The sequence below is a fragment of the Budvicia aquatica DSM 5075 = ATCC 35567 genome, from assembly GCF_000427805.1.
Classification (GTDB): domain Bacteria; phylum Pseudomonadota; class Gammaproteobacteria; order Enterobacterales; family Enterobacteriaceae; genus Budvicia; species Budvicia aquatica.
On record NZ_KE386588.1, the window covers coordinates 225896 to 245981 of the forward strand.

Here is a 20086-nt window from a genome sequence, read left to right on the forward strand (position 1 = left end):
AAACCGAAGTGTGATTATATTTGAAAATATCCAACGCAATTAGGGCTACTCATTGAAATTAGTACCAAATTAAAGAGACGAAATTTAAACTACGCCATCAACACGATAAGGGCGCCATACGGCGCCCTTTTATTACACAAGCAGATTAGTCATTTCTACTTAACGTCTAAACGGGCCGGCGTCGAACCAACAGACCGCCATTCAGGTTTATACATTGATTCCACCTGCGGAGCCGGAATGCTGTAGCTTCCCGGCGTAACCGCCCGCACTAAATACAGCAGCGTTACCGGATAGTTACGGCTGCCGTCAACTTTCACAGCGGCAACATAGCGATCGTCACGGTATTCCTGATACTGAATTTCAGCACTCTGCATTTTACTTTGTAGCGTGGCTAGCTCACCGGCACTGTCACCCAGACTGGCACTGCTATCGCCAAGATTCTGATTTTCCAGTTCAAAACCGGCCGGTAGTAAATCCACAACCAAGGCATCGTTCACTTGACGATCGGCCCACAGATTTAAGTGAACCACCATCAGTTGGCCACTTTTCACCTGATTCAGCGCAACCGGAGAACCGTCCAGATTAAGGAAATTGCGCTCAATATGCAGATTATTGCTGACCGGAGTCGGCTGCTTCAATGGATAGCCGGTAATATCAACGCGAGGATAAACCGTCAGACCACCGGAGTTAGTCAGATTAATACCTTTCGCCAGTTGATTAGCATCATAGAGGAAAGAGACTGGTTTATTGTTTTCTACCTCTTTGCTTTCTACACCTGAAACGTCAACGCTCCAGTCTGCAGACTGCTTATTCAATAAATTCCGGCCGGCAAGATAAACGGCATTACGTTCTTGAGTAGAAAGATAACGCTCAGAGATAAGATTATCTGATAGCCCCATCAATACGCTGCCTTGCTGTTCAGGCAGCAGATTGTACTCGTTTAATAACGACAGTATTAATGCGTTATCCCGTAATTCACTCCCGTAATCACCCAACCAAACATTACGTTGAGCGCCACCCATGGCTACGCCTTGCTTAATCGCCTGCGTGGCTTTTGGCATATCGCCCATTAGTTGCAGAGCTACGCCCAATTGAACTAATGGTAAACCTGACATCGCTTCACCACGACGATCGTAAAGCTGGCGCAATGCCCCCAACGGAGCCTGCTGCTGGCGAGCTAATACCAGTCCGGCATAGGCCTGAACGGCAAAGCGCGAAGCATCAGCCGTCTTGCTGCTCTCACTATAGCGAGTTTCAATCTGATTACGGTCCTGCAGATAACGTAGCAGACGCTGATTTGCTTTGTTCAGCGCATCTTCCTGTACGGAATAACCTTGCTCACGGGCACGGATCAGGAAGTCGGTGACATAGGCTGTCAGCCAGTACTCTTCATAGCCTTGCTTGTCCCAAAGTGCAAAGCTGCCGTTCCCTTTTTGCATTCCCAGCAAACGCTCAATACCGATATCGATATTTTTGCGACGAACATCATCGCTGTCACTTTTAATTCCTAACGCAGCTAACTGAGCCTGATTAGAGTAAAGCGATGGATATAGCCCGCTGGTAGTCTGCTCAAGGCAACCATAAGGGTAGGCAAACAGCTCACGAATATGCTGTGCCACATTCAATGGCGGCGTGCCGGTTAAGGTCATTTGGCCTTCAATGGTAGAAGTCGCCAGTCCTTGTAATGCATCAGGGGGTAATACCCAGTTTTGCCCGGAGCTTAATGTCATGGCATAGCTGTTAGTCTTAGCCGGCGTTGCCGGACGAACGCCTAATGTCCAGTGTCGTTCAATAACCATGGTTGGCTCATTAGGTAACACTAACCCATTAACCGTCACTTTAATGTCACCCTGACCAAATCCATTTAAGGCTTCAATCGGGATACTTAACGTTTTACGCTGTCCTTTGGCTAGCTTCACGTTTTGCGTTGCTGTACCGGTCTGTTTAATCAAACCATTAGTCATAACTTTTACATCTAAGGTCTGTTCAGCGTCGGTTAGGTTACTCAGATCAAGCGCCAGAATACTGCGGTCACCACCGGCAATAAAGCGCGGCATAGACAGCTCAGCAATCAACGGTGCAGCGACAATAATCTTGCTTTCAGCGCTGCCGAACTCTTCATCACTCCAGGCCTGAGCCATTAAGCGAAGCTCACCGTTAAAATCAGGAATAGGCAGTTTAATCTCGCCTTCACCTTTATCGTTCAGCACGACAGGTAGTGCCTGCTGCGCCACAATTTGGACCACGGTAACCGGTTTCTTACCACCGCGAGACAGCGCATCGTCTTCACCGTCACCGCCGAAGCTAAGTTTGGCTGTCTTCCCCTGCCCTTCAATCAGTTGACCATAAATATCCATCTGATCGACGCTGTAGCGTTTACGACCAAAGAAGGCTTCGTAAGGATCCGGCGTAACAAAATTAGTGATATTGAGCACGCCACTGTCTACCGCAGACAGCAGTACATTAATCGATTTCGGCAGCTCACCCTCTTTCATTGAGGCTTTCACTTTTACCGTCAATGTTTGATTCGGGCGCATACGTTCAGGCGTACTTAGCGCTAAAAAAATCTTACGATTAATATCAACCAACGGAAGATGTAACAGGCCAACTGCACGTTTCGGCGTTGCCTGTAACGTCTTATCTCCCGGGCGTACAACTAAAGCACTAATGTAGAGATCGTGGCGATTCCACTCTTCATTGACCGGCACTTCAAAATCAGCGCCGCCTACCGGAACTTCAATCTCTTTCCACCATAGCGGGCCATCGCTAGACTCAAGCATCAGGTAACCTTTACCGGCTGTCGGAGCCTCAACGTTAACTTTTACTTTCTCTCCCGGTCTGTAGGCCGGTTTATCCAGTTTAAGCTTCACCTGATCCGGTCTTAATGCACCGGTGCCATCGGTATTATCCTGCCAGCTATAGCCAGCCCAAAAACGCAGGCTACTGGTTACACCAGTGCTAGGATCTTCAACTTCAAGGCGATAAGAGCCCCACTCGACCGGATAGTTGACTTTAACAACCTGATCGGCAGCGATACTTTTTGTTTCTTGAGAAACAACCAGATCTTTCTGATCGTATTGGGAACTCCAGCCACCATCAGATGACCACTCCCAGTAGTAATCACGACGTTCACGCACTAAGCGTACGTTCAGTGATTGAGCGGCAAGCTTATTACCGTTAGCGTCGGCATACACCACATCAAAACCGGCAAGGCTGTCGGAATCGACCATAAACTGAGGCTTATAACTATTGGATTTATAGTCATAGGTCTCTTTTTTAACGAACAGAGGACGAATGCCCGGCATGGTTTTTGCCGGCCAAATGGCCTGCTCTGCCCGACGCGTCACAGGACGGCCGCCCGACTCCATCAGACTGGCTTGAATCACCACTTTAAGCGGTGACTTCACCTTATCCCAACTGCTTGGTAGGGTGACGCTGGTTAAACCATCTTCATCTAACTTAAGATCAAACTCGTCAAGTGAACGGAAACCGTCGGTTTCCAGCACTGAACCAAACTCATATCCCGGTAGTTTAGCAACCGCATCTCTGGCCGGTCGCAGGAACATCTGCCCCTGCAGGCGATTGCCCGATGCGGGTGCGCCATAAAGATAGCGGCCGGTTACATCAAAAGTAATTTCCTGAGTTGGTGAAACCGGCTCGCTTTCAACAGACTTCAGCTCTAATGCCATACGTTCAGGCATAAAGTCTTCGACTTTAAACTTATAGAAACGCGGTTGTTTATCGCCTAGATTAAAGCGCAGTGACCATTCGCCGGTGGGTGCTCCGGCCGGAATCTCATATTGGTACTGGTATAAACCTTTATTTGGCTGCCAGACAAAGCTGCGGATCACCTGATTATCAGGTTTAAGAATATCGACTTTGATCGGCTGATCCGGTAGCCCGGCACCGTCAGAATCACGTAATAAGCCATTAACGATCAGTGTTTCACCCGGACGATAAAGATCTCTTGGGCCAAAGGTAAAGAACTGAGTGGCATAACCTTCCGGGCCGGCAATATCAAACTCGGATAAATCCAGCGCTGACTTGGTTAAATCAATCATGCTGGTTTGACCGTCTTTAGTCGCCAGCATCACTTTTGCTTTAACGTCTTTAACTAACTGCGCATGGCCGTCTGATGAGGTTTTGGCCTGTGCCAGAGAATGACCTTTTTCATCAAACAGCTCAATTTTGACGCCTTCAATACCTTGGCCACCTTCCAGCGCCTGAGTAAATACGTCAAGGCGGTCGTGGTAACGGTGAAAGGAAATACCAATGTCACTTAACGTAAAAATAGTCACCGGATTGCTGTACTGATAGGCGCCTGCTTCCTGCATCACGGCCAAATATACGCCCGGTTGACTTAACTCTTTCACGCCGTTTAGCGGCAGCAAAATTTGCTCACGCGTATTACGCTGTGGACTTAGATCAAAACGTCCGGTGTAAGCTAAAGTTGCTTTTTTCAGGAATTCATTTGATTCCCAATAGCTCTTAGCGCCAGTTCCTTCCCATTCGGCCAGAAACGCCGTCAGAGCTTCAGGCTTAATACGGAAAAAGTTAACGTCAACCTTATTCACGTTGAGAGCAATCACCGGTAATCCGCTGATCACCTTGCTCGGTAATAAAGAGCCACGGCTGGCAAAGCCAACGGAAGGTTCGATATCACGGGTAGTCAGTTTTTGCTGTAGTTCTTTGCCCAGTTTAGCGCCGTTAACGCCGGCAAGATTTTTATCAACAGTCAGAATTAGCTTACGGGCGGGCTCCAAATGTCGGAGTCTAAGCTCAGTTTTACTGTCAGAAAGTTCCCATGCGCCGTCAACCTTTCCGCTGGTTTCGTCAACCAGATGCAGCAAAGAAGCAAACTGTTGGTTCGAGGCTACCGGAATGGAAAAGGTTACTACCATAGCACTGGCACCGTCTAACTGAACTTCGGAAGCATCCAGTATGGTGAACTCTTTACCGGCATAACGCTCAGCAGATTGTTCGGTGGTTTTACCAGCGGGTTCCGGGGCAGCATATAGCGGCGCAGAGACCAACCCAAGGCAGGAGGCAAAAAGTAAACTCTTTAGCCACATAAAATCAGAACTTCCCTGACGCATAAGCGATTCTCTCTGAAAACGATCGGATAAAAATATATGAGTGGTATACCCCAAATCATTCGAGACGCTGTGAAGGGCGGCCGACACAGATACAATTTGAAGTATCACGGGTATACAATACTAGCTCGATAACAATATAAATAATACTTAGCCCTTACGCATCTGAAAAGATAAGGATGCACATAAGGAATTAGCTTTCGCTAAAAGTCAGCACAATCGGTAACGGAGGATTACTCCGGCGCTTTAACCTAGCCCACCATCCTTGAGAATCAGTGTGGCGATAAAATGCAGGATAGGATTTCATACCGCTGACAATGTGATCCATTCCTTCATTGTTTAATGCAATACAGCTTAATTCAACGTTTACCGGTAAAAGCTTAATTGATAAATTTGTAATTTCCTCAATCAATCCGCTCCGTTCGGCATTATCAATACAGTCTAGTAACATTAGCAATGACCAACGCTCGGCCCCCATATTGACCATAGCTAATCGACAATCTTTAATCTCTGGCTGGGAAACGCAATATTGATAGAGCGCTTTAGCAAACGTCACCGGCATATCTTGTGGCCTGATATTGTGGCCAGAAAATGCTGAGGGATTAGCGTCCATTTCCGGCATCAAAGAAATAGTGATTAGCCGGTTCATTAACGAATGTTCCAGAATAACGAAATTATCCTCATCACCTATCAGGGCGGTATTAAAACGCTGCTGACGGGCAAATCCTATAATTGTCGAGCCACTCACTTCCAGATATTGTAATTTATCGGGTTGGTGAATTTTAGGTAGCGATAAAGGCGGCACCCCTGGTTGATGACCTAAGGTCGCAAACAGAATAGGTAACTCAGTGGAATCCAAATCTTCAAGAATCAGATTAACCATCTCGCTATTATTTTCATGGTTGGAAGAATCGCACAACACCCAAAAAAGATGTGGCTCAAAAGCCTCGAGAAAAGCTTCACATTGCTGTAAATAATGGTCGAGATCGCCAGTGCTAGAAGTATCAGATAACAGGTTTAACTGTTCGAGTAAGGAGTGGTCCATCAATTCATCCATGAGTGATATTTCTAAAGCACATCATTGTGCTTAAATTCTGGCCAACCCTAACGGATTGGCCATCTTAAATCAACGAATAACGCTAAAGTATTACTTAGCTTTTTGTAACAATAGATTAGCTATAGCCCGGACGCCTAAACCAGTGGCTCCGGCAGCCCATTGCTCAACGGCACCTTTGCGGTAAGTTGCAGAACAATCGATATGTAACCAGCCTTGCTGATAATTCTTCACAAAATGGGACAGGAAGCCTGCCGCAGTACTGGCGCCCGCACTGTATGCAGCACCGGCCATATTGTTTAGTTCAGCAAAGTTAGACGGCAACTGACTACGATGGAACTCGGCCAAAGGCAGACGCCAGAACGGCTCATTCTCACTGCTCGCACAGCTCAGCAGTTCATCAGACAGTTGGTCGTCAAAGCTTAGTAAAGCGTGATAATCATTGCCTAATGCGGTCTTAGCTGCGCCGGTCAGCGTCGCACAATCAATAATCAACTGAGGATTTTGCGCTTCGGCATCAATAAGTCCGTCAGCGAGCACCAGACGCCCTTCAGCATCGGTATTCATCACTTCAACCGTTTTACCATTGCGATAACGGATAATATCGCCGAGCTTAAACGCATTACCGCTGACCAGATTATCTGCACAGCACAGGAATAGTTTTACTCGCTGATTTAAACCACGACTGATAGCCAGCGCCAGCGCACCGGTAATGGTTGCAGCGCCGCCCATATCAGACTTCATTGAGTCCATAAATGCGCTTTGTTTCATGCTATATCCACCGGAATCAAAGGTAATACCTTTGCCGACCAGGCTGGCTAATACTGGCGCATCCGGGTTACCGGTTGGATTATAATCCAGCGCTAAAAATGCAGGTTCACGCACAGAGCCGCGGCCAACGGTATGAATCCCCATATAGCCCTGTTCACGCAGTGCCTCACCTTTAATAATACGATAGCTAACTGAATCACAAGACAGGCTGCAAAGCAGATCAATTGAACGCTTAACCAGTTGCTCAGGCCCTAACTCTTCCGCTGACATGTTGATGGTGTCACGTACCCAGTCAATAATCCGCAGACGACGTTCTAACTCTTGTTGGTCTTGGGCATCTAACTCAGCCCATTCAACTTTTCGCTCACCTTTTGGCCCGCGAAAACCCTGCCAAAAACTCCAGCTTCGCTCTAAATCCCAGCCGTCACCAACAAGCTTAACCTGCTTAATACCTTGTCCATCCAGCTTACGCCCGGCACGTTGCATCGCACCTAGCTTGCCATTACCACTCAGATGAATAGTCATACCATCATTATTTGCGCTTAACAGCGCTTTTTCACCCCAGACAGCACTGGCAGGCTCATGGGAAATCGAAACAGGCATAAATTGATTGGTCATTTTTTATTGCTCCCGATTTTTTATTTTTAATCTTGTGATGGATAGAAAATTAATATACCCGAAATAAATCAAGGTGAATGACCGCAGCCAACGCACCCGCGACGGGTATAATTAGGGCCACCCTAAGGTGACCCTAATCGATATCATTTACTCGGCTTCATCCAACCAAACCAGTAAAATAGCTTCTAATACTTTTTCGTTTGAAGCTTCAGGATCGTCATTGAAATCCTCAAGCTCACAGACCCAGCGGTGTAAGTCAGTAAACCGTACCGTTTTTGGATCTAAATCGGGAAACTGGTCATATAAGGCTTCACCAATTTCACGCGTATTTTGCCATGTTAAATTCATTACTCCGGCCCTCATCAAGTCAGGCGTTACCGATTTAGTAACAACAGATTTAAGGATCAATGCTCGCGTGCGTGATTAACCGTATAGCGAGGCAGCTCTACAACTAAATCTTCGTTAGCGACTTTAGCCTGGCAGCTGAGGCGGCTTTCTGGCTCTAACCCCCATGCTTTATCCAGCATGTCATCTTCCAGCTCGCTGCTTTCATCCAGAGAATCAAAGCCTTCACGCACAACGCAATGGCAAGTGGTACATGCGCAGGACATTTCACACGCGTGCTCAACTTCAATACCGTTACGTAATGCGGCATCTAATATGGTCTCGCCCTCTTTGGCTTCAACAACGGCACCTTCCGGACACAGGTCCTGATGGGGCAGAAAAACTATCTTAGGCATGCTTAAACCTCATCTACAGAATGACCCGCCAAAGCGCGGCGAATGGAAGAGTCCATTCTGCGGGCGGCAAAATCTTGGGTGACTGAATCCAGCGCCTTGATAGACGCCTCAATAGCGGCAGGGTCATCGCCCTGTGCAATAGCTTCTAACTGAACAATTCCGGCATTAATTTGGCTAAGCTCTGCTTCATTTAGCAGATCTGCATCGCTGTTAAGAGCAGCAATTAAGCTCTCAAGTACGCGAGCTGCTTCAACTTTTTGCTCAGCTAACATACGGGCATTAATATCCTGCTGCGCATTAGCCATCGAATCTTTAATCATGGTAGCAATTTCATCATCGCTTAAACCATAAGATGGTTTGACCTGAATAGATGCCTGAACGTTGGTCGATTTTTCCATCGCGGTCACGCTGAGTAAACCATCGGCGTCAACCTGATAGGTCACTCGGATATGAGCGCCACCGGCAGGCATCGCAGGTAAACCGCGCAGCGTGAATCGAGCCAGAGAGCGGCAGTCATCAACCAGTTCACGCTCACCTTGCAAAACGTGCACCATCATGGCCGTTTGACCATCTTTAAACGTCGTAAATTCCTGAGCCCTGGCTGCCGGAATCGTGGTATTGCGCGGAATAATTTTTTCAACCAATCCGCCCATAGTCTCAATGCCCAATGACAAAGGAATGACATCGAGCAGTAACATATCAGAATCCGGCTTATTGCCGACCAGAATATCTGCCTGAATAGCGGCACCGATCGCCACCACTCTATCCGGGTCAATCGAAGTTAACGGCGTGCGGCCAAAAAACTCACCAACCATCGAACGAACCAGAGGGACTCGAGTCGACCCGCCTACCATCACCACTTGCAAAACTTCATCGGCGGTAACGCCCGCATCTTTTAAGGTCCGGCGGCACGACATCAGGGTTTTCTTAACTAGCTGAGCAATTAAGCTATCAAACTGTTCACGGGTAACCTCCCCCTGCCAGTCGCCAATCTTAACCTCGGTACTGTCACTCATGCTCAGCGCAATCTTAGCGGCAATCGCCGTATCTAATAGCTGGCGCTGTACCTGATGATCGCTGTGTTCACCTAATCCGGCTTGCTCACGCAGCCAGTCAGCCAGTAGATGGTCGAAATCATCGCCACCGAGAGCAGAATCACCGCCGGTCGCCAGCACTTCAAATACGCCACGGCTCAAACGCAAAATAGAAATATCAAAAGTACCGCCACCCAGATCGTAAACGGCAATAATACCTTCCTGACCTGAATCCAGACCATAAGCAATAGCCGCAGCAGTCGGTTCATTCAGCAAACGCAGAATATGCAACCCTGCAAGACGGGCGGCATCTTTAGTACCTTGGCGCTGAGCGTCATCAAAATAGGCAGGCACGGTAATGACTACGCCTTCCAGCTCGCCCGCTAACGTTTCCTTAGCCCGTTTAGCCAGTGCCGACAGTATTTCAGCCGAAACCTGAACCGGATTAACCACCCCGCTAGCCGTAACGATTGTCGGTAATCCATTCTCACTTGGCTGCAGTTGATAAGGTAAATTAGGGTAACGTTGAACGATGTCGTTCAGCGAACGGCCCATCATACGTTTGACGGAACTCACTGTATTTGAAGGGTCGCGCGCAGCCTGAGCGCGAGCGTCCCAACCAACGTCAATGGCATCCGTCTGATAATGAACCACTGAAGGTAAAAGGTGGCGACCTTGCTCATCAGGAAGTGTTTCAGCTTGTCCACTACGGACAGTGGCAACCAAAGAATTAGTCGTGCCAAGATCAATACCGGCTGCAAGCCGGCGTTGATGTGGAGCCGCGGTTAATCCGGGCTCACTTATTTGTAATAAAGCCATGTTCAGTATCCGTCAGGAGTCCAGCAGCTTTTCTTCCAGCTGCTCTACTTGCTGTTGAAGCTTATCCAGAAAGCGTAGTTTACGGACTGTATCCGTCGCTGTCTGCCAATTCTCATCATCTAATTCTTTGACTAGCTGTTCACTGCGCTGGCGAGTCATTTTTTCTACCCACTGGCTAAAACTAGCCAGTGCAGATTCTGCATCTGATTTACGCTCAATGGCATCTAACTCTTCACGCAATTCCAACTGCTCCATAAGAAAAGCAGTATCGTGCATGGTTTGTTGTTCATTTCTTACGTCGAAGCCTTTGAGAGACAGCAGATACTCTGCCCGCCGCAGCGGATTTTTTAACGTTTGGTAAGCGTCATTGATGGTCGCTGCCTGTTGAATCGACTGAAGTCGATCGCTGTCAGAAGCGGTAGCATAACGATCGGGGTGATACTGGCGCTGAAGTTCTTGATAACGGGCGGAGAGCGATGGGGTATCCACAACAAAATGGATGGGTAAGTTGAATAGAGTGAAATAATCCATGACATGCTCTGATGATAGTAGTTGGGCGAAAGCTCCTTCACCACCAAGTGAAGTAAAGGAGCAACGGTATAGTCAAAACTTAAAATACGCTGTGTATGCCGTTGGCATACTACGAAAGCAGACTAGACGTTAAAACTTTCGCCACAACCACATTCACTAGAAATGTTCGGGTTATTAAATTTAAACCCTTCGTTCAGGCCTTCTTTAACAAAATCAAGCTCGGTGCCGTCCAGATAAACCAGACTTTTTGCATCAACAATTACCTTAACGCCTTTGTCTTCGAATACCGTATCTTCATCGAATAATTCGTCAACAAACTCAAGAACGTAAGCCATTCCGGAGCAGCCCGACGTTCTTACCCCAAGGCGAAGGCCGACGCCTTTTCCCCGGTTAGTTAAAAAAGTCTGAACACGCTGCGCTGCGCTGTCGCTCATGGTAATCGCCATAACCAAACCTCAATTTTTTAGTTCTTATTTGCTGCTATGCTTATTTTTATAGTCCGCGATAGCTGCCTTAATTGCATCTTCTGCCAGAATAGAGCAGTGGATTTTAACCGGTGGCAATGCCAGCTCTTCCGCAATTTCAGTATTCTTGATGGCACCAGCCTGATCCAGTGATTTGCCTTTAACCCACTCGGTTACCAGCGAACTGGAAGCAATTGCTGAACCACAGCCATAAGTTTTGAAACGCGCATCTTCAATAATACCTGCATCGTTAACTTTAATCTGCAATTTCATTACGTCACCACAAGCGGGTGCGCCAACCATACCGCTACCAACGGTAGGATCTTCATTATCAAAAGAGCCCACGTTACGTGGATTCTCGTAGTGCTCTATTACTTTGTCACTGTAAGCCATGATATTACTCCTGCTTTTGACCGCGCCACCGATAATGACGCGATATTAAGTCAATTAATGGTGAGACCACTCGATGGTGCTGATATCTACACCCTGCTTAAACATATCCCAAAGAGGAGACAAATCACGCAAACGGCCAATTGATCTCTTAACTAAATCAATTGTGTAGTCAATTTCTTCTTCTGTGGTAAAGCGACCCAAAGAGAAACGGATCGAGCTATGAGCCAATTCATCACTCATTCCCAAAGCGCGTAAAACATAAGACGGCTCTAAGCTGGCAGAAGTACAGGCTGAACCTGAAGAAACGGCTAAATCTTTCAGTGCCATAATTAAAGATTCACCTTCAACGTAGTTAAAACTAACGTTGAGGATGTTAGAAACGCCTTGCTCAAGGCAGCCGTTCAAATGAGTCTCTTCAATATCTTTCAGACCGTTCCACAGGCGATCGCGCAACCCACGGATACGGGCCATATCGGAGTCCATATCTTCTTTAGCAATACGATAAGCTTCGCCCATACCAACAATTTGGTGTACAGGTAGCGTACCTGAACGCATACCACGTTCGTGGCCGCCACCGTGCATTTGAGCTTCAATTCTGATACGAGGTTTACGGCGAACGTACAGAGCACCGATACCTTTAGGACCATAAATTTTATGTGCAGAGAAAGACATTAAATCGACTTTAAGCTGAGACAGATCGATCGGTAATTTACCGACGCTTTGTGTCGCATCAACATGGAAGATAATGCCACGGCTACGGCACATTTCACCGATAGTCGCGATATCCTGAACCACACCGATTTCATTATTTACGTGCATGATAGAAACCACCGAGGTGTCTTCACGCATCGCCGCTTCAAGCTCTTTCAGGTCAATGATGCCATTAGCCTGTGGCGCTAAATAAGTCACTTCATAACCTTCGCGCTCTAACTGGCGACAGGTATCCAGAACCGCTTTATGCTCGGTTTTGCTGGTAATGATGTGCTTACCTTTCTTCTGATAAAAGTTAGCTGCGCCTTTAATACCTAGGTTATCAGCCTCTGTGGCACCAGAAGTAAAAACAATTTCACGCGGATCTGCGCCAACCAAATCAGCAATTTGATTACGGGCAATATCAACAGCCTCTTCAGCCTGCCAGCCAAAACGGTGGGACCGGGAAGCCGGATTGCCGAAGATGCCATCAAGGGTTAAGTACTGCATCATCTTCTCAGCAACACGCGGATCGACCGGAGTTGTTGCAGAGTAGTCTAGGTAGATAGGTAATTTCATTCTTTGCTCCGTACATTACTTCAAAATAATGCAAATAATCACTGGCGATTAAGCGCGCAGATTGATTTTTTTCGCTTCATCGAATAGACGATGAGAACTGGTTGCTGAACCTTGAGTATCATTATTTTGACGGTCAGCAACATCGAGTATTTCTTGATTTTTTACCAGCTCAGCCAGAGTAATATCATTGAGGAAGCTACTGATCCGCTCGCTGAGATCGTGCCACAACGTATGGGTTAAACAACGGGTGCCGCTTTGGCATCCACCGCGCCCCATACAACGAGTAGCATCTACTGATTCGTCTACTGCACTAATTACAGAACCTACTGCAATTTCAGCAGGATTTCTTCCCAACAGATAACCACCGCCGGGCCCGCGCACGCTACTGACTAACCCATTTTTACGCAAACGGGAAAACAATTGCTCAAGATACGACAAAGAAATCCCCTGACGTTCGGAAATATCAGCTAAGGGGACAGGTCCTTCTTGAGAATGTAAAGCCACGTCCAACATGGCGGTTACTGCATAGCGACCCTTTGAAGTCAGTCTCATTGATAATGCCCATCTGTTAGTGAATATGCAGATAGTTTGGCATTCCCAACTATTTCAGTCAACTATTTAGTTGACTATTTTAGTCAGGTATTATTTCGATGACTAAAACACGCAACAACAATGGGCTAGAACGACTGAAAACAATGTGTGGTCGCTATTGTCGCGCGTATTGTAACAATTGAAAAGGCGTTAAAGGGTATTATTTATGCCTATTTCTGTCATCCGGATTATCAATCGCACTCAAAATCCCCCGCAGGATATTAATTTCCTGACTTTCGGGCCGAGAACGGTTAATTAAACGGCGAAGTTTATTCATCACCTGTCCCGGATGGGAAGCTCGAATAAAACCGATATCAAGCAATACAGTTTCCAGATGCTGATAGAAACGTTCAAGATCCTCCGCTAAGGGATAAACCTCTGCTTCAGTCGGCTGTGGTTCAGCATGATTAGCCTGTTGGTCAAGCCACGCCACCCGAATTTCATAAGCTAGAATTTGTACTGCCATTGCTAAGTTTAGCGAACTGTAATCAGGGTTAGCCGGAATAGCGACGTGATAATGACATTTCTGTAGCTCGTCATTGGTTAAACCGACACGCTCACGGCCAAAGACTAAAGCAACCGGCGCCTGAGCGGCTTCTTGGGTCATTTTGACTCCACACTCACGCGGTTCCAACATTGGCCATTGTAAGGTTCGCGATCGGGCACTGGTACCTACCACCAAGCGACAGCCAACTAAGGCTTCATCCAGCGTATCGACAATTGAAGCCTTACCAATAATATCGCTGGCGCCCGCGGCGAGGGCAATAGCCTGAGAGTCCGGCCGGACTAATGGATTAACTAAATATAAGTTGGTCAGTCCCATGGTTTTCATGGCCCGGGCAGTAGAGCCCATATTGCCGGTATGAGAAGTTTCAACCAAAACAATGCGGATATTGTCTAATCCGGTGATTATCTGTGACGTAAGCTCTGACATAGGAACAAAATTCTGCGCGCTAAAAGTTGTGGAGAAGAATGGTAACACAGCCTATGTATTTTGCCGATCCTCTGGTATACTTTGCGCCGTTTTAAGTTTCTCCTGTTCTTTAACATTTAGTGGAAGATACCCATGCATCCTATGCTGAACATAGCCGTACGCGCTGCGCGCAAGGCCGGTAACCTGATCGCCAAGTTTTATGAAACACCTGACGCCGTTGAAGCAAGCCAAAAAGGTGACAACGATTTCGTTACTAACGTTGATCGCGAAGCTGAACATTTAATTATTGAAGTGATTCGCAAAGCTTACCCTCAACACACCATCATCAGCGAGGAACGCGGTGAAATGGCCGGAGAAGATCCGGACGTTCAATGGATTATCGATCCACTAGATGGCACCACCAATTTCATCAGACGCCTTCCACATTTTTGTGTCTCTATCGCCGTTCGCGTTAAAGGCCGTACCGAAGTTGCCGTTGTTTATGACCCAATGCGCAATGAACTCTTTACCTCTACCCGCGGTCAGGGTGCTCAACTAAACGGTTACCGCCTGCGCGGTTCAAATGCTAAAGATCTTTCCGGTACTATTCTTGCTACGGGTTTCCCGTTCAAACTGAAGCAACACTCAGCAACCTATATCAATATTGTGGGTAAATTATTTACTCAATGCGCCGACTTCCGTCGCACCGGTTCAGCTGCGTTAGATCTGGCATACGTCGCCTCTTCTCGCGTTGACGGCTTTTTTGAGATTGGTCTGAAACCTTGGGATTTTGCTGCCGGAGAGTTACTGGTTCGCGAGTCTGGTGGTATTGTGACTGACTTTGTTGGCGGCCATAATTCGTATGTTTCTGGCAACATCGTTGCAGGAAACCCGCGGGTAGTGAAAGCGCTGCTTTCCACCATGCGTGACGAACTGAGTGATGCACTTAAGCGTTAATCATTTTATTATCGGGCAATAAATATAGTGTTATTGCCCGATAAGCCTCTTAATCCTCAAAGGCAAAAGATCGACCAAGCACCTAGCGTGAAAAATTCTGGGCAAAATCAGTAAAAATCCCATCGACTCCCCAGTTAAACAGCTCATTAGCCCTATCTTTGGCGTTCACCGTCCAGACATTGACTTTATACCCTCGATCCTTAAACATTTTGACCTGTTCGCGAGTTAATCCATCGTTTTGCGGATGGATATATTGCGCCCCGGTCCACTCCATAATCACATGCCAGTCATCATTTAAAGTCTGATTTTCAAACAGGCAAGCGATTGGGGCTTCAGGTCGGATTTTTTTAAATTCGGCTAGAAGAATGGGGTTAAAGCTAGAGATAATATATTCACGTTCAGGAGCAAGCTGTTCTAGCGCCGCGTTCAGCCCATCGAGTAAATCACGGCTAGCCTGAACGTTAGACTCACAAGATTTGATTTCAATATTGGCATTCAGCTTATAGCGATTCATGACCTCAATCAGTTGATCTAAGGTCGGTATGGGTTCTTCCAAATAATCGTGACTAAACCAGCTACCGGCATCAATATCAGCGAGGTCTTGTTTATTTATATCAAATAGCAGGCCGGAACGGTTAGTACAGCGATCCAGCGTTGAGTCATGGGAAACGACAATGGTACCGTCGTGCAGAATATCGATATCACACTCAAACCAACCAACACGGTAATCGGCACAGAGTTTAAAAGCCGAGAGTGTATTTTCAGGAGCCAGTGAAGACATGCCGCGATGGGCATAGATAGTTCTCATAACGCATCCTTATTATTTAATAATAACGACTATTAAGAATCTAAAAAATACGGATACCACCCATAGCCGCGGGAGAAGCCGCATAGTAAAGAATCATTCCAGCCAGAATGAGCAACACACCACCTGTAAATGAGAGAGAATATATCGCGACTCGCCCCCATAATTTGCGGCCTCTGGTTACCGTCAGACGTTCGGCCAGACGGCGAGAAAAATGGACCAGTAGAGCTAATAATGAAATCGTAGTTGCAGTTCCAACTGCCATTACCATAGCTGAAGCCATGCCCCAGTAATAGGCATCAATCACTTTTGAGAATAACAGCACTAATATTGCACCGGAGCACGGGCGTAAACCAATAGAAAAAATAATGGCCAGGTTGGTTTTCCATCCACCGCCGGCTGAAAGCTCATTCTCGGTAGGAAGATGCCGATGCCCGCAGCCACAATCAGCGCTGTGCACATGTTCTGCATCAATGGGCGTCAGAGAGCGAATGTTAATTCTGTTGGCCTTTGACGTCGCCATCAGATTACGCAAAGCCCGGTAACTGATAATTCCACCAATTAGCACAATGAATAAATAGCTCCCCTTTTCCATCCAGAAGCTACTTTGGTGTAAAGAGCGTGAAGAGAGCTGCAATATATAAGTAACCGTCGTCACCAATACAATCGCTACGATGCCCTGCACCATTGATGCTGCAATGGTCAGTAACAGGCTATTGCGAAGTTTTAACGGGTGGGTTGCCAGATAGGCGGTAATAATAATTTTACCGTGCCCGGGTCCTGCTGAATGAAGTACGCCATAGACAAAACTGAACGCCATCAGCATGGCGCCAGTTTCCAGAGGATGTGTTTTAACTTCCTGTAATAATCCTACCAGTTGCTGATGAAGGGACTTCTGCCAGAGAGCGCTTTGTAATACTAGATCCGGCCACTTTAGCCAAATCACCCCGCCTAACAGTAGCAATACCACCAAACAGACATAGAGCGGCCATAAACTCTGATTGCTCTGTTTTTTCTGATTTTTGTCTGAATGGGTTATTTGCATGTAATCGTCACGGTTTGAGCAAACTGACTTCCCAGTGCCATATCCTCTTCAGGCGCATCATCTTTATCCAGAGACTGGGCATAGTCCAACAATGAGGCGTCAGGTTTCGGTGTATCGATACTAACACTACAGCTAGCGGCAATATCAGCCGGCAGCCGGAAATTATCATCTTCTACATAGCTCATATCGACGTAATAACTCTGCTCATAAGTAGAGATAGTAATGACATTATTGACCAGCGATACCGGTTTTTCCAGCGGTAGCACAAAGCTCAGAATAGCTTTGTTTCCCTTTCGGGATAGGGCATATTTTTCCGGTTTTTTGCCGAATTCAACCGGCTGTCCGCCCGAGCGCATCTCGGTGAAATAGTTCTGAATAGCAGCATTGGCGATAAGCTCATCCGCCATAGATTGCCATATGGCCGGGCTATCTTTTGCCAGAGAGGCATCGTGTAATAATTCAGCCGAAGTCATTTCATCCATCGACCAGACCATGTTGATGCCCGTGATTGTCTGATTCTCAGTGACTAAACTGGAGTCTAAATCAATAAAACTATGAGGGTGGGCCCAGACAAACGGGCTTATCATGCTCAATATCAACGCCAGTATTCTGATCATTCTATACCCTAAATAATTCAAGTTGCTTGAAGCCGGCAAGTTCGAGAGTCGGCAGGAGCATCGCCCACTATGTGACAGGTGCGAACGAGCGCAGCCAACACCCAAACAACTTGAAGGATGACGGGTATAAACTATCACGGCTAATTATTGTTTATCTAGCGGGTAGTTTGCTTCATTCCATGCACGATAGCCGCCGTCCATTGATAACACTTGGCTATACCCCATTTTTTGGATGCTTTCTGCTGCCAGCGCCGAACGGTAACCACCACCGCAATAGAGGATAATTGGCGTTGTTTTATCAGGAACTCGGGTTTCGATATCTCGTTCTAATACGCCTCGCCCTAAGTGCTGAGCACCCGGGATATGGTCTTTATTCCACTCACTTTCTTCTCTGACATCGAGCACCAGAGGAGCGGTACCTGAATCAATCATCGCCTTAACCTGCCCGATACTAATTTCATCTACATTCTTACGAGCCGCTTCACATAGTTGTTCAAAACCAGGATTATGCTTCTTCATTAAATTCACCTTTATTATCAGAAGTTATCGCTTCTCATCAGATTCAAACCAATTTTATAGCCAAAATAGTTCGAGTTGCATCGCTGCTTGCAGCGGCCTTATCGAGGCAAAGCCAATGAATAGACCATGTTGTCCCGAATCACTTACTCAGAGAAGTGATTCGGGTGACCGGGCGCAACCTGCAAAGATGCAGCTTGAAGTATGACGGGTACAGCTAAAAAAAACAGGCGCCATATGTATAAATATAACGCCTGTTTTATTAAGTCACATTTCACACTATACCCAAAATAATTCTAGTCACCAGCCAAGTAACTTGAAGTATGACGGGTATATATGAAAATGAGCCTATAAGCTGCCAATATTATGCGTAAACCGGGTAACGGGCGCAAACATCCAGAACTTTGGCTTTGATGCGTTCGATTGTTGCTTCATCGCCCATGTTGTCAAGAATGTCACAAATCCAGCCGGCAAGTTCACGAACTTCAGCATCTTTGAAACCACGGCGGGTGACGGCCGGCGTACCAATACGTACGCCTGAAGTCACAAACGGGCTTCTTGGATCGTTAGGTACGCTGTTTTTATTTACCGTAATATTAGCTCTGCCTAGTGCTGCATCAGCATCTTTACCGGTGATATCTTTATCAACCAGGTCCAGCAGCATCAGGTGGTTTTCAGTACCACCGGAGACAATTTTATATCCACGAGATTGAAATACTTCAACCATTGCCTTGGCGTTCTTGGCAACTAATTGTTGATAAGTTTTAAACTCTGGCTCCATGGCTTCTTTTAATGCAACGGCTTTACCCGCAATCACATGCATCAATGGGCCACCTTGGCCACCGGGGAACACCGCTGAATTCAGTTTCTTATACAGATCTTCATCACCGCCGTTGGCTAAAATCAGTCCACCGCGCGGGCCAGCCAGAGTTTTGTGCGTCGTCGTGGTCACCACGTGAGCATGGGGAACCGGGTTAGGATAAACACCGGCAGCAACTAAACCCGCAACGTGGGCCATATCGACAAATAGATATGCTCCGATGCTGTCTGCGATTTCACGCATTTTGGCCCAGTCAACCACGCCTGAATAGGCAGAGAAGCCACCGATAATCATTTTTGGTTTATGTGCTTGCGCTTGAGCTGCCAGATCGGCGTAGTCAATCTTGCCGCTTTCATCGATACCGTAAGGGACGATGTCATACAATTTACCGGAGAAGTTAACCGGTGAACCGTGAGTTAAGTGACCGCCATGGGCCAGATTCATACCCAGCACTTTATCGCCCGGGTTCAGCAGAGCCATGTAAACAGCGGCGTTAGCCTGAGAACCTGAATGTGGCTGTACGTTGGCATAATCAGCCCCAAACAGCTCTTTTGCGCGGTCGATAGCCAGTTGTTCTACGATATCTACGTATTCACAGCCACCGTAATAGCGCTTGCCCGGATACCCTTCTGCATATTTATTGGTTAACTGGGTACCCTGTGCCTGCATAACACGCGGGCTGGTGTAGTTTTCAGAAGCAATCAATTCGATATGCTCTTCTTGGCGAACATTCTCTTTTTGTATGGCCTGCCATAACTCGGCATCATAATCGGCAATGTTCATTTCTCGCTTTAACATCCGCATCTCCTGAATAAGCTAATTCAACTGGCAAAAGGTGCAACTAAGTGCAACGTGGTTCCAGTGTAATATGTTTTCATCTTGTTAAATAGACCCAAATGAAGGTTTTTACGCAAACGATTGCATATTCAAGGTAGCCGCTGAAAGCCATTTAAAAATATTTTACATTGATATAAATCAATAATAAGATGCATTTTAAATACAGCTTAATGCATAGCTAAAATATTGAGGAACACCC

The 20086-nt window shown here is 46.8% G+C and carries 18 protein-coding genes; 1 reads left to right on the forward strand and 17 read right to left on the reverse strand.

Annotated elements, in window-relative coordinates:
* Positions 1-155 precede the first annotated feature (155 nt).
* The 12 genes from YWE_RS28660 to trmJ all read right to left on the reverse strand — a co-directional run bounded on the left by YWE_RS28660 (position 156) and on the right by trmJ (position 14311).
* Positions 156-5096 (reverse strand): alpha-2-macroglobulin family protein, encoded by a 4941-nt coding sequence (locus tag YWE_RS28660; RefSeq protein WP_084167205.1) that lies wholly within the window; start codon positions 5094-5096, stop codon positions 156-158.
* A 190-nt stretch (positions 5097-5286) separates the two neighbouring features.
* Entirely contained in the window at positions 5287-6138 is an 852-nt protein-coding gene (locus tag YWE_RS0124905; RefSeq protein WP_029096883.1) for an enhanced serine sensitivity protein SseB C-terminal domain-containing protein, read from the reverse strand.
* A 102-nt stretch (positions 6139-6240) separates the two neighbouring features.
* Complete coding sequence (gene pepB, locus YWE_RS0124910; protein ID WP_029096884.1) at positions 6241-7536, reverse strand: aminopeptidase PepB; 1296 nt, start codon at positions 7534-7536, stop codon at positions 6241-6243.
* A gap of 147 nt (positions 7537-7683) precedes the next feature.
* Positions 7684-7884, reverse strand: a complete 201-nt coding sequence (gene iscX, locus YWE_RS0124915) for a Fe-S cluster assembly protein IscX (RefSeq protein WP_029096885.1) — start codon at positions 7882-7884, stop codon at positions 7684-7686.
* A 56-nt stretch (positions 7885-7940) separates the two neighbouring features.
* Positions 7941-8276 carry an ISC system 2Fe-2S type ferredoxin gene (fdx, locus tag YWE_RS0124920; RefSeq protein ID WP_029096886.1) on the reverse strand — a complete coding sequence of 112 codons (336 nt, stop codon included), beginning with the start codon at positions 8274-8276 and terminating at the stop codon, positions 7941-7943.
* Between the two features lie 2 nt (positions 8277-8278).
* The gene (gene hscA, locus YWE_RS0124925; RefSeq protein WP_029096887.1) at positions 8279-10129 is read right to left on the reverse strand and encodes a Fe-S protein assembly chaperone HscA; all 1851 of its coding nucleotides are present in this window, start codon (positions 10127-10129) and stop codon (positions 8279-8281) included.
* A 12-nt stretch (positions 10130-10141) separates the two neighbouring features.
* On the reverse strand, positions 10142-10660 hold the full coding sequence (gene hscB / locus YWE_RS0124930) for a co-chaperone HscB (protein ID WP_029096888.1): 519 nt from the start codon (positions 10658-10660) through the stop codon (positions 10142-10144).
* Between the two features lie 122 nt (positions 10661-10782).
* On the reverse strand, positions 10783-11106 hold the full coding sequence (gene iscA, locus YWE_RS0124935) for an iron-sulfur cluster assembly protein IscA (RefSeq protein ID WP_029096889.1): 324 nt from the start codon (positions 11104-11106) through the stop codon (positions 10783-10785).
* Positions 11107-11130: 24 nt separating this feature from the next.
* Positions 11131-11517 (reverse strand): Fe-S cluster assembly scaffold IscU, encoded by a 387-nt coding sequence (gene iscU / locus YWE_RS0124940; protein ID WP_029096890.1) that lies wholly within the window; start codon positions 11515-11517, stop codon positions 11131-11133.
* A gap of 54 nt (positions 11518-11571) precedes the next feature.
* Positions 11572-12786 (reverse strand): IscS subfamily cysteine desulfurase, encoded by a 1215-nt coding sequence (locus tag YWE_RS0124945; RefSeq protein ID WP_029096891.1) that lies wholly within the window; start codon positions 12784-12786, stop codon positions 11572-11574.
* 48 nt (positions 12787-12834) lie between these two features.
* A complete protein-coding gene (iscR, locus tag YWE_RS0124950; protein ID WP_029096892.1) occupies positions 12835-13338 on the reverse strand; it encodes a Fe-S cluster assembly transcriptional regulator IscR in 504 nt (167 codons plus the stop codon).
* Positions 13339-13537: 199 nt separating this feature from the next.
* On the reverse strand, positions 13538-14311 hold the full coding sequence (gene trmJ, locus YWE_RS0124955; protein WP_029096893.1) for a tRNA (cytosine(32)/uridine(32)-2'-O)-methyltransferase TrmJ: 774 nt from the start codon (positions 14309-14311) through the stop codon (positions 13538-13540).
* 132 nt (positions 14312-14443) lie between these two features.
* Here trmJ and suhB point away from each other — a divergent pair, with 132 nt between their 5' ends.
* Positions 14444-15247: an inositol-1-monophosphatase gene (gene suhB / locus YWE_RS0124960; RefSeq protein ID WP_029096894.1), complete on the forward strand. Its 804-nt coding sequence runs from the start codon at positions 14444-14446 to the stop codon at positions 15245-15247.
* Positions 15248-15329: 82 nt separating this feature from the next.
* Here suhB and YWE_RS0124965 read toward each other — a convergent pair whose 3' ends face one another.
* The 5 genes from YWE_RS0124965 to glyA all read right to left on the reverse strand — a co-directional run bounded on the left by YWE_RS0124965 (position 15330) and on the right by glyA (position 19848).
* Positions 15330-16055 (reverse strand): glycerophosphodiester phosphodiesterase family protein, encoded by a 726-nt coding sequence (locus YWE_RS0124965; protein ID WP_029096895.1) that lies wholly within the window; start codon positions 16053-16055, stop codon positions 15330-15332.
* Between the two features lie 40 nt (positions 16056-16095).
* Positions 16096-17097 carry a nickel/cobalt transporter gene (locus YWE_RS0124970; protein ID WP_029096896.1) on the reverse strand — a complete coding sequence of 334 codons (1002 nt, stop codon included), beginning with the start codon at positions 17095-17097 and terminating at the stop codon, positions 16096-16098.
* Entirely contained in the window at positions 17088-17714 is a 627-nt protein-coding gene (locus YWE_RS0124975; RefSeq protein WP_051323573.1) for a DUF1007 family protein, read from the reverse strand. The genes YWE_RS0124970 and YWE_RS0124975 overlap by 10 nt, the downstream gene beginning before the upstream one ends.
* Before the next feature lie 144 nt (positions 17715-17858).
* Positions 17859-18233, reverse strand: coding sequence for a rhodanese-like domain-containing protein (locus tag YWE_RS0124980; protein WP_029096898.1), 375 nt, complete (start codon positions 18231-18233; stop codon positions 17859-17861).
* Positions 18234-18594: 361 nt separating this feature from the next.
* Entirely contained in the window at positions 18595-19848 is a 1254-nt protein-coding gene (gene glyA / locus YWE_RS0124985; RefSeq protein WP_029096899.1) for a serine hydroxymethyltransferase, read from the reverse strand.
* Positions 19849-20086: the final 238 nt, after the last annotated feature.

What these genes read in the sequence shown, in the direction of transcription:
- YWE_RS28660 (WP_084167205.1), bottom strand. Translation starts at nt 5,096, where the DNA reads ATGCGTCAGGGAAGTTCTGATTTTATGTGGCTAAAGAGTTTACTTTTT.
- YWE_RS0124905 (WP_029096883.1), bottom strand. Translation starts at nt 6,138, where the DNA reads ATGGACCACTCCTTACTCGAACAGTTAAACCTGTTATCTGATACTTCT.
- pepB (WP_029096884.1), bottom strand. Translation starts at nt 7,536, where the DNA reads ATGACCAATCAATTTATGCCTGTTTCGATTTCCCATGAGCCTGCCAGT.
- iscX (WP_029096885.1), bottom strand. Translation starts at nt 7,884, where the DNA reads ATGAATTTAACATGGCAAAATACGCGTGAAATTGGTGAAGCCTTATAT.
- fdx (WP_029096886.1), bottom strand. Translation starts at nt 8,276, where the DNA reads ATGCCTAAGATAGTTTTTCTGCCCCATCAGGACCTGTGTCCGGAAGGT.
- hscA (WP_029096887.1), bottom strand. Translation starts at nt 10,129, where the DNA reads ATGGCTTTATTACAAATAAGTGAGCCCGGATTAACCGCGGCTCCACAT.
- hscB (WP_029096888.1), bottom strand. Translation starts at nt 10,660, where the DNA reads ATGGATTATTTCACTCTATTCAACTTACCCATCCATTTTGTTGTGGAT.
- iscA (WP_029096889.1), bottom strand. Translation starts at nt 11,106, where the DNA reads ATGGCGATTACCATGAGCGACAGCGCAGCGCAGCGTGTTCAGACTTTT.
- iscU (WP_029096890.1), bottom strand. Translation starts at nt 11,517, where the DNA reads ATGGCTTACAGTGACAAAGTAATAGAGCACTACGAGAATCCACGTAAC.
- YWE_RS0124945 (WP_029096891.1), bottom strand. Translation starts at nt 12,786, where the DNA reads ATGAAATTACCTATCTACCTAGACTACTCTGCAACAACTCCGGTCGAT.
- iscR (WP_029096892.1), bottom strand. Translation starts at nt 13,338, where the DNA reads ATGAGACTGACTTCAAAGGGTCGCTATGCAGTAACCGCCATGTTGGAC.
- trmJ (WP_029096893.1), bottom strand. Translation starts at nt 14,311, where the DNA reads ATGTCAGAGCTTACGTCACAGATAATCACCGGATTAGACAATATCCGC.
- suhB (WP_029096894.1), top strand. Translation starts at nt 14,444, where the DNA reads ATGCATCCTATGCTGAACATAGCCGTACGCGCTGCGCGCAAGGCCGGT.
- YWE_RS0124965 (WP_029096895.1), bottom strand. Translation starts at nt 16,055, where the DNA reads ATGAGAACTATCTATGCCCATCGCGGCATGTCTTCACTGGCTCCTGAA.
- YWE_RS0124970 (WP_029096896.1), bottom strand. Translation starts at nt 17,097, where the DNA reads ATGCAAATAACCCATTCAGACAAAAATCAGAAAAAACAGAGCAATCAG.
- YWE_RS0124975 (WP_051323573.1), bottom strand. Translation starts at nt 17,714, where the DNA reads ATGATCAGAATACTGGCGTTGATATTGAGCATGATAAGCCCGTTTGTC.
- YWE_RS0124980 (WP_029096898.1), bottom strand. Translation starts at nt 18,233, where the DNA reads ATGAAGAAGCATAATCCTGGTTTTGAACAACTATGTGAAGCGGCTCGT.
- glyA (WP_029096899.1), bottom strand. Translation starts at nt 19,848, where the DNA reads ATGTTAAAGCGAGAAATGAACATTGCCGATTATGATGCCGAGTTATGG.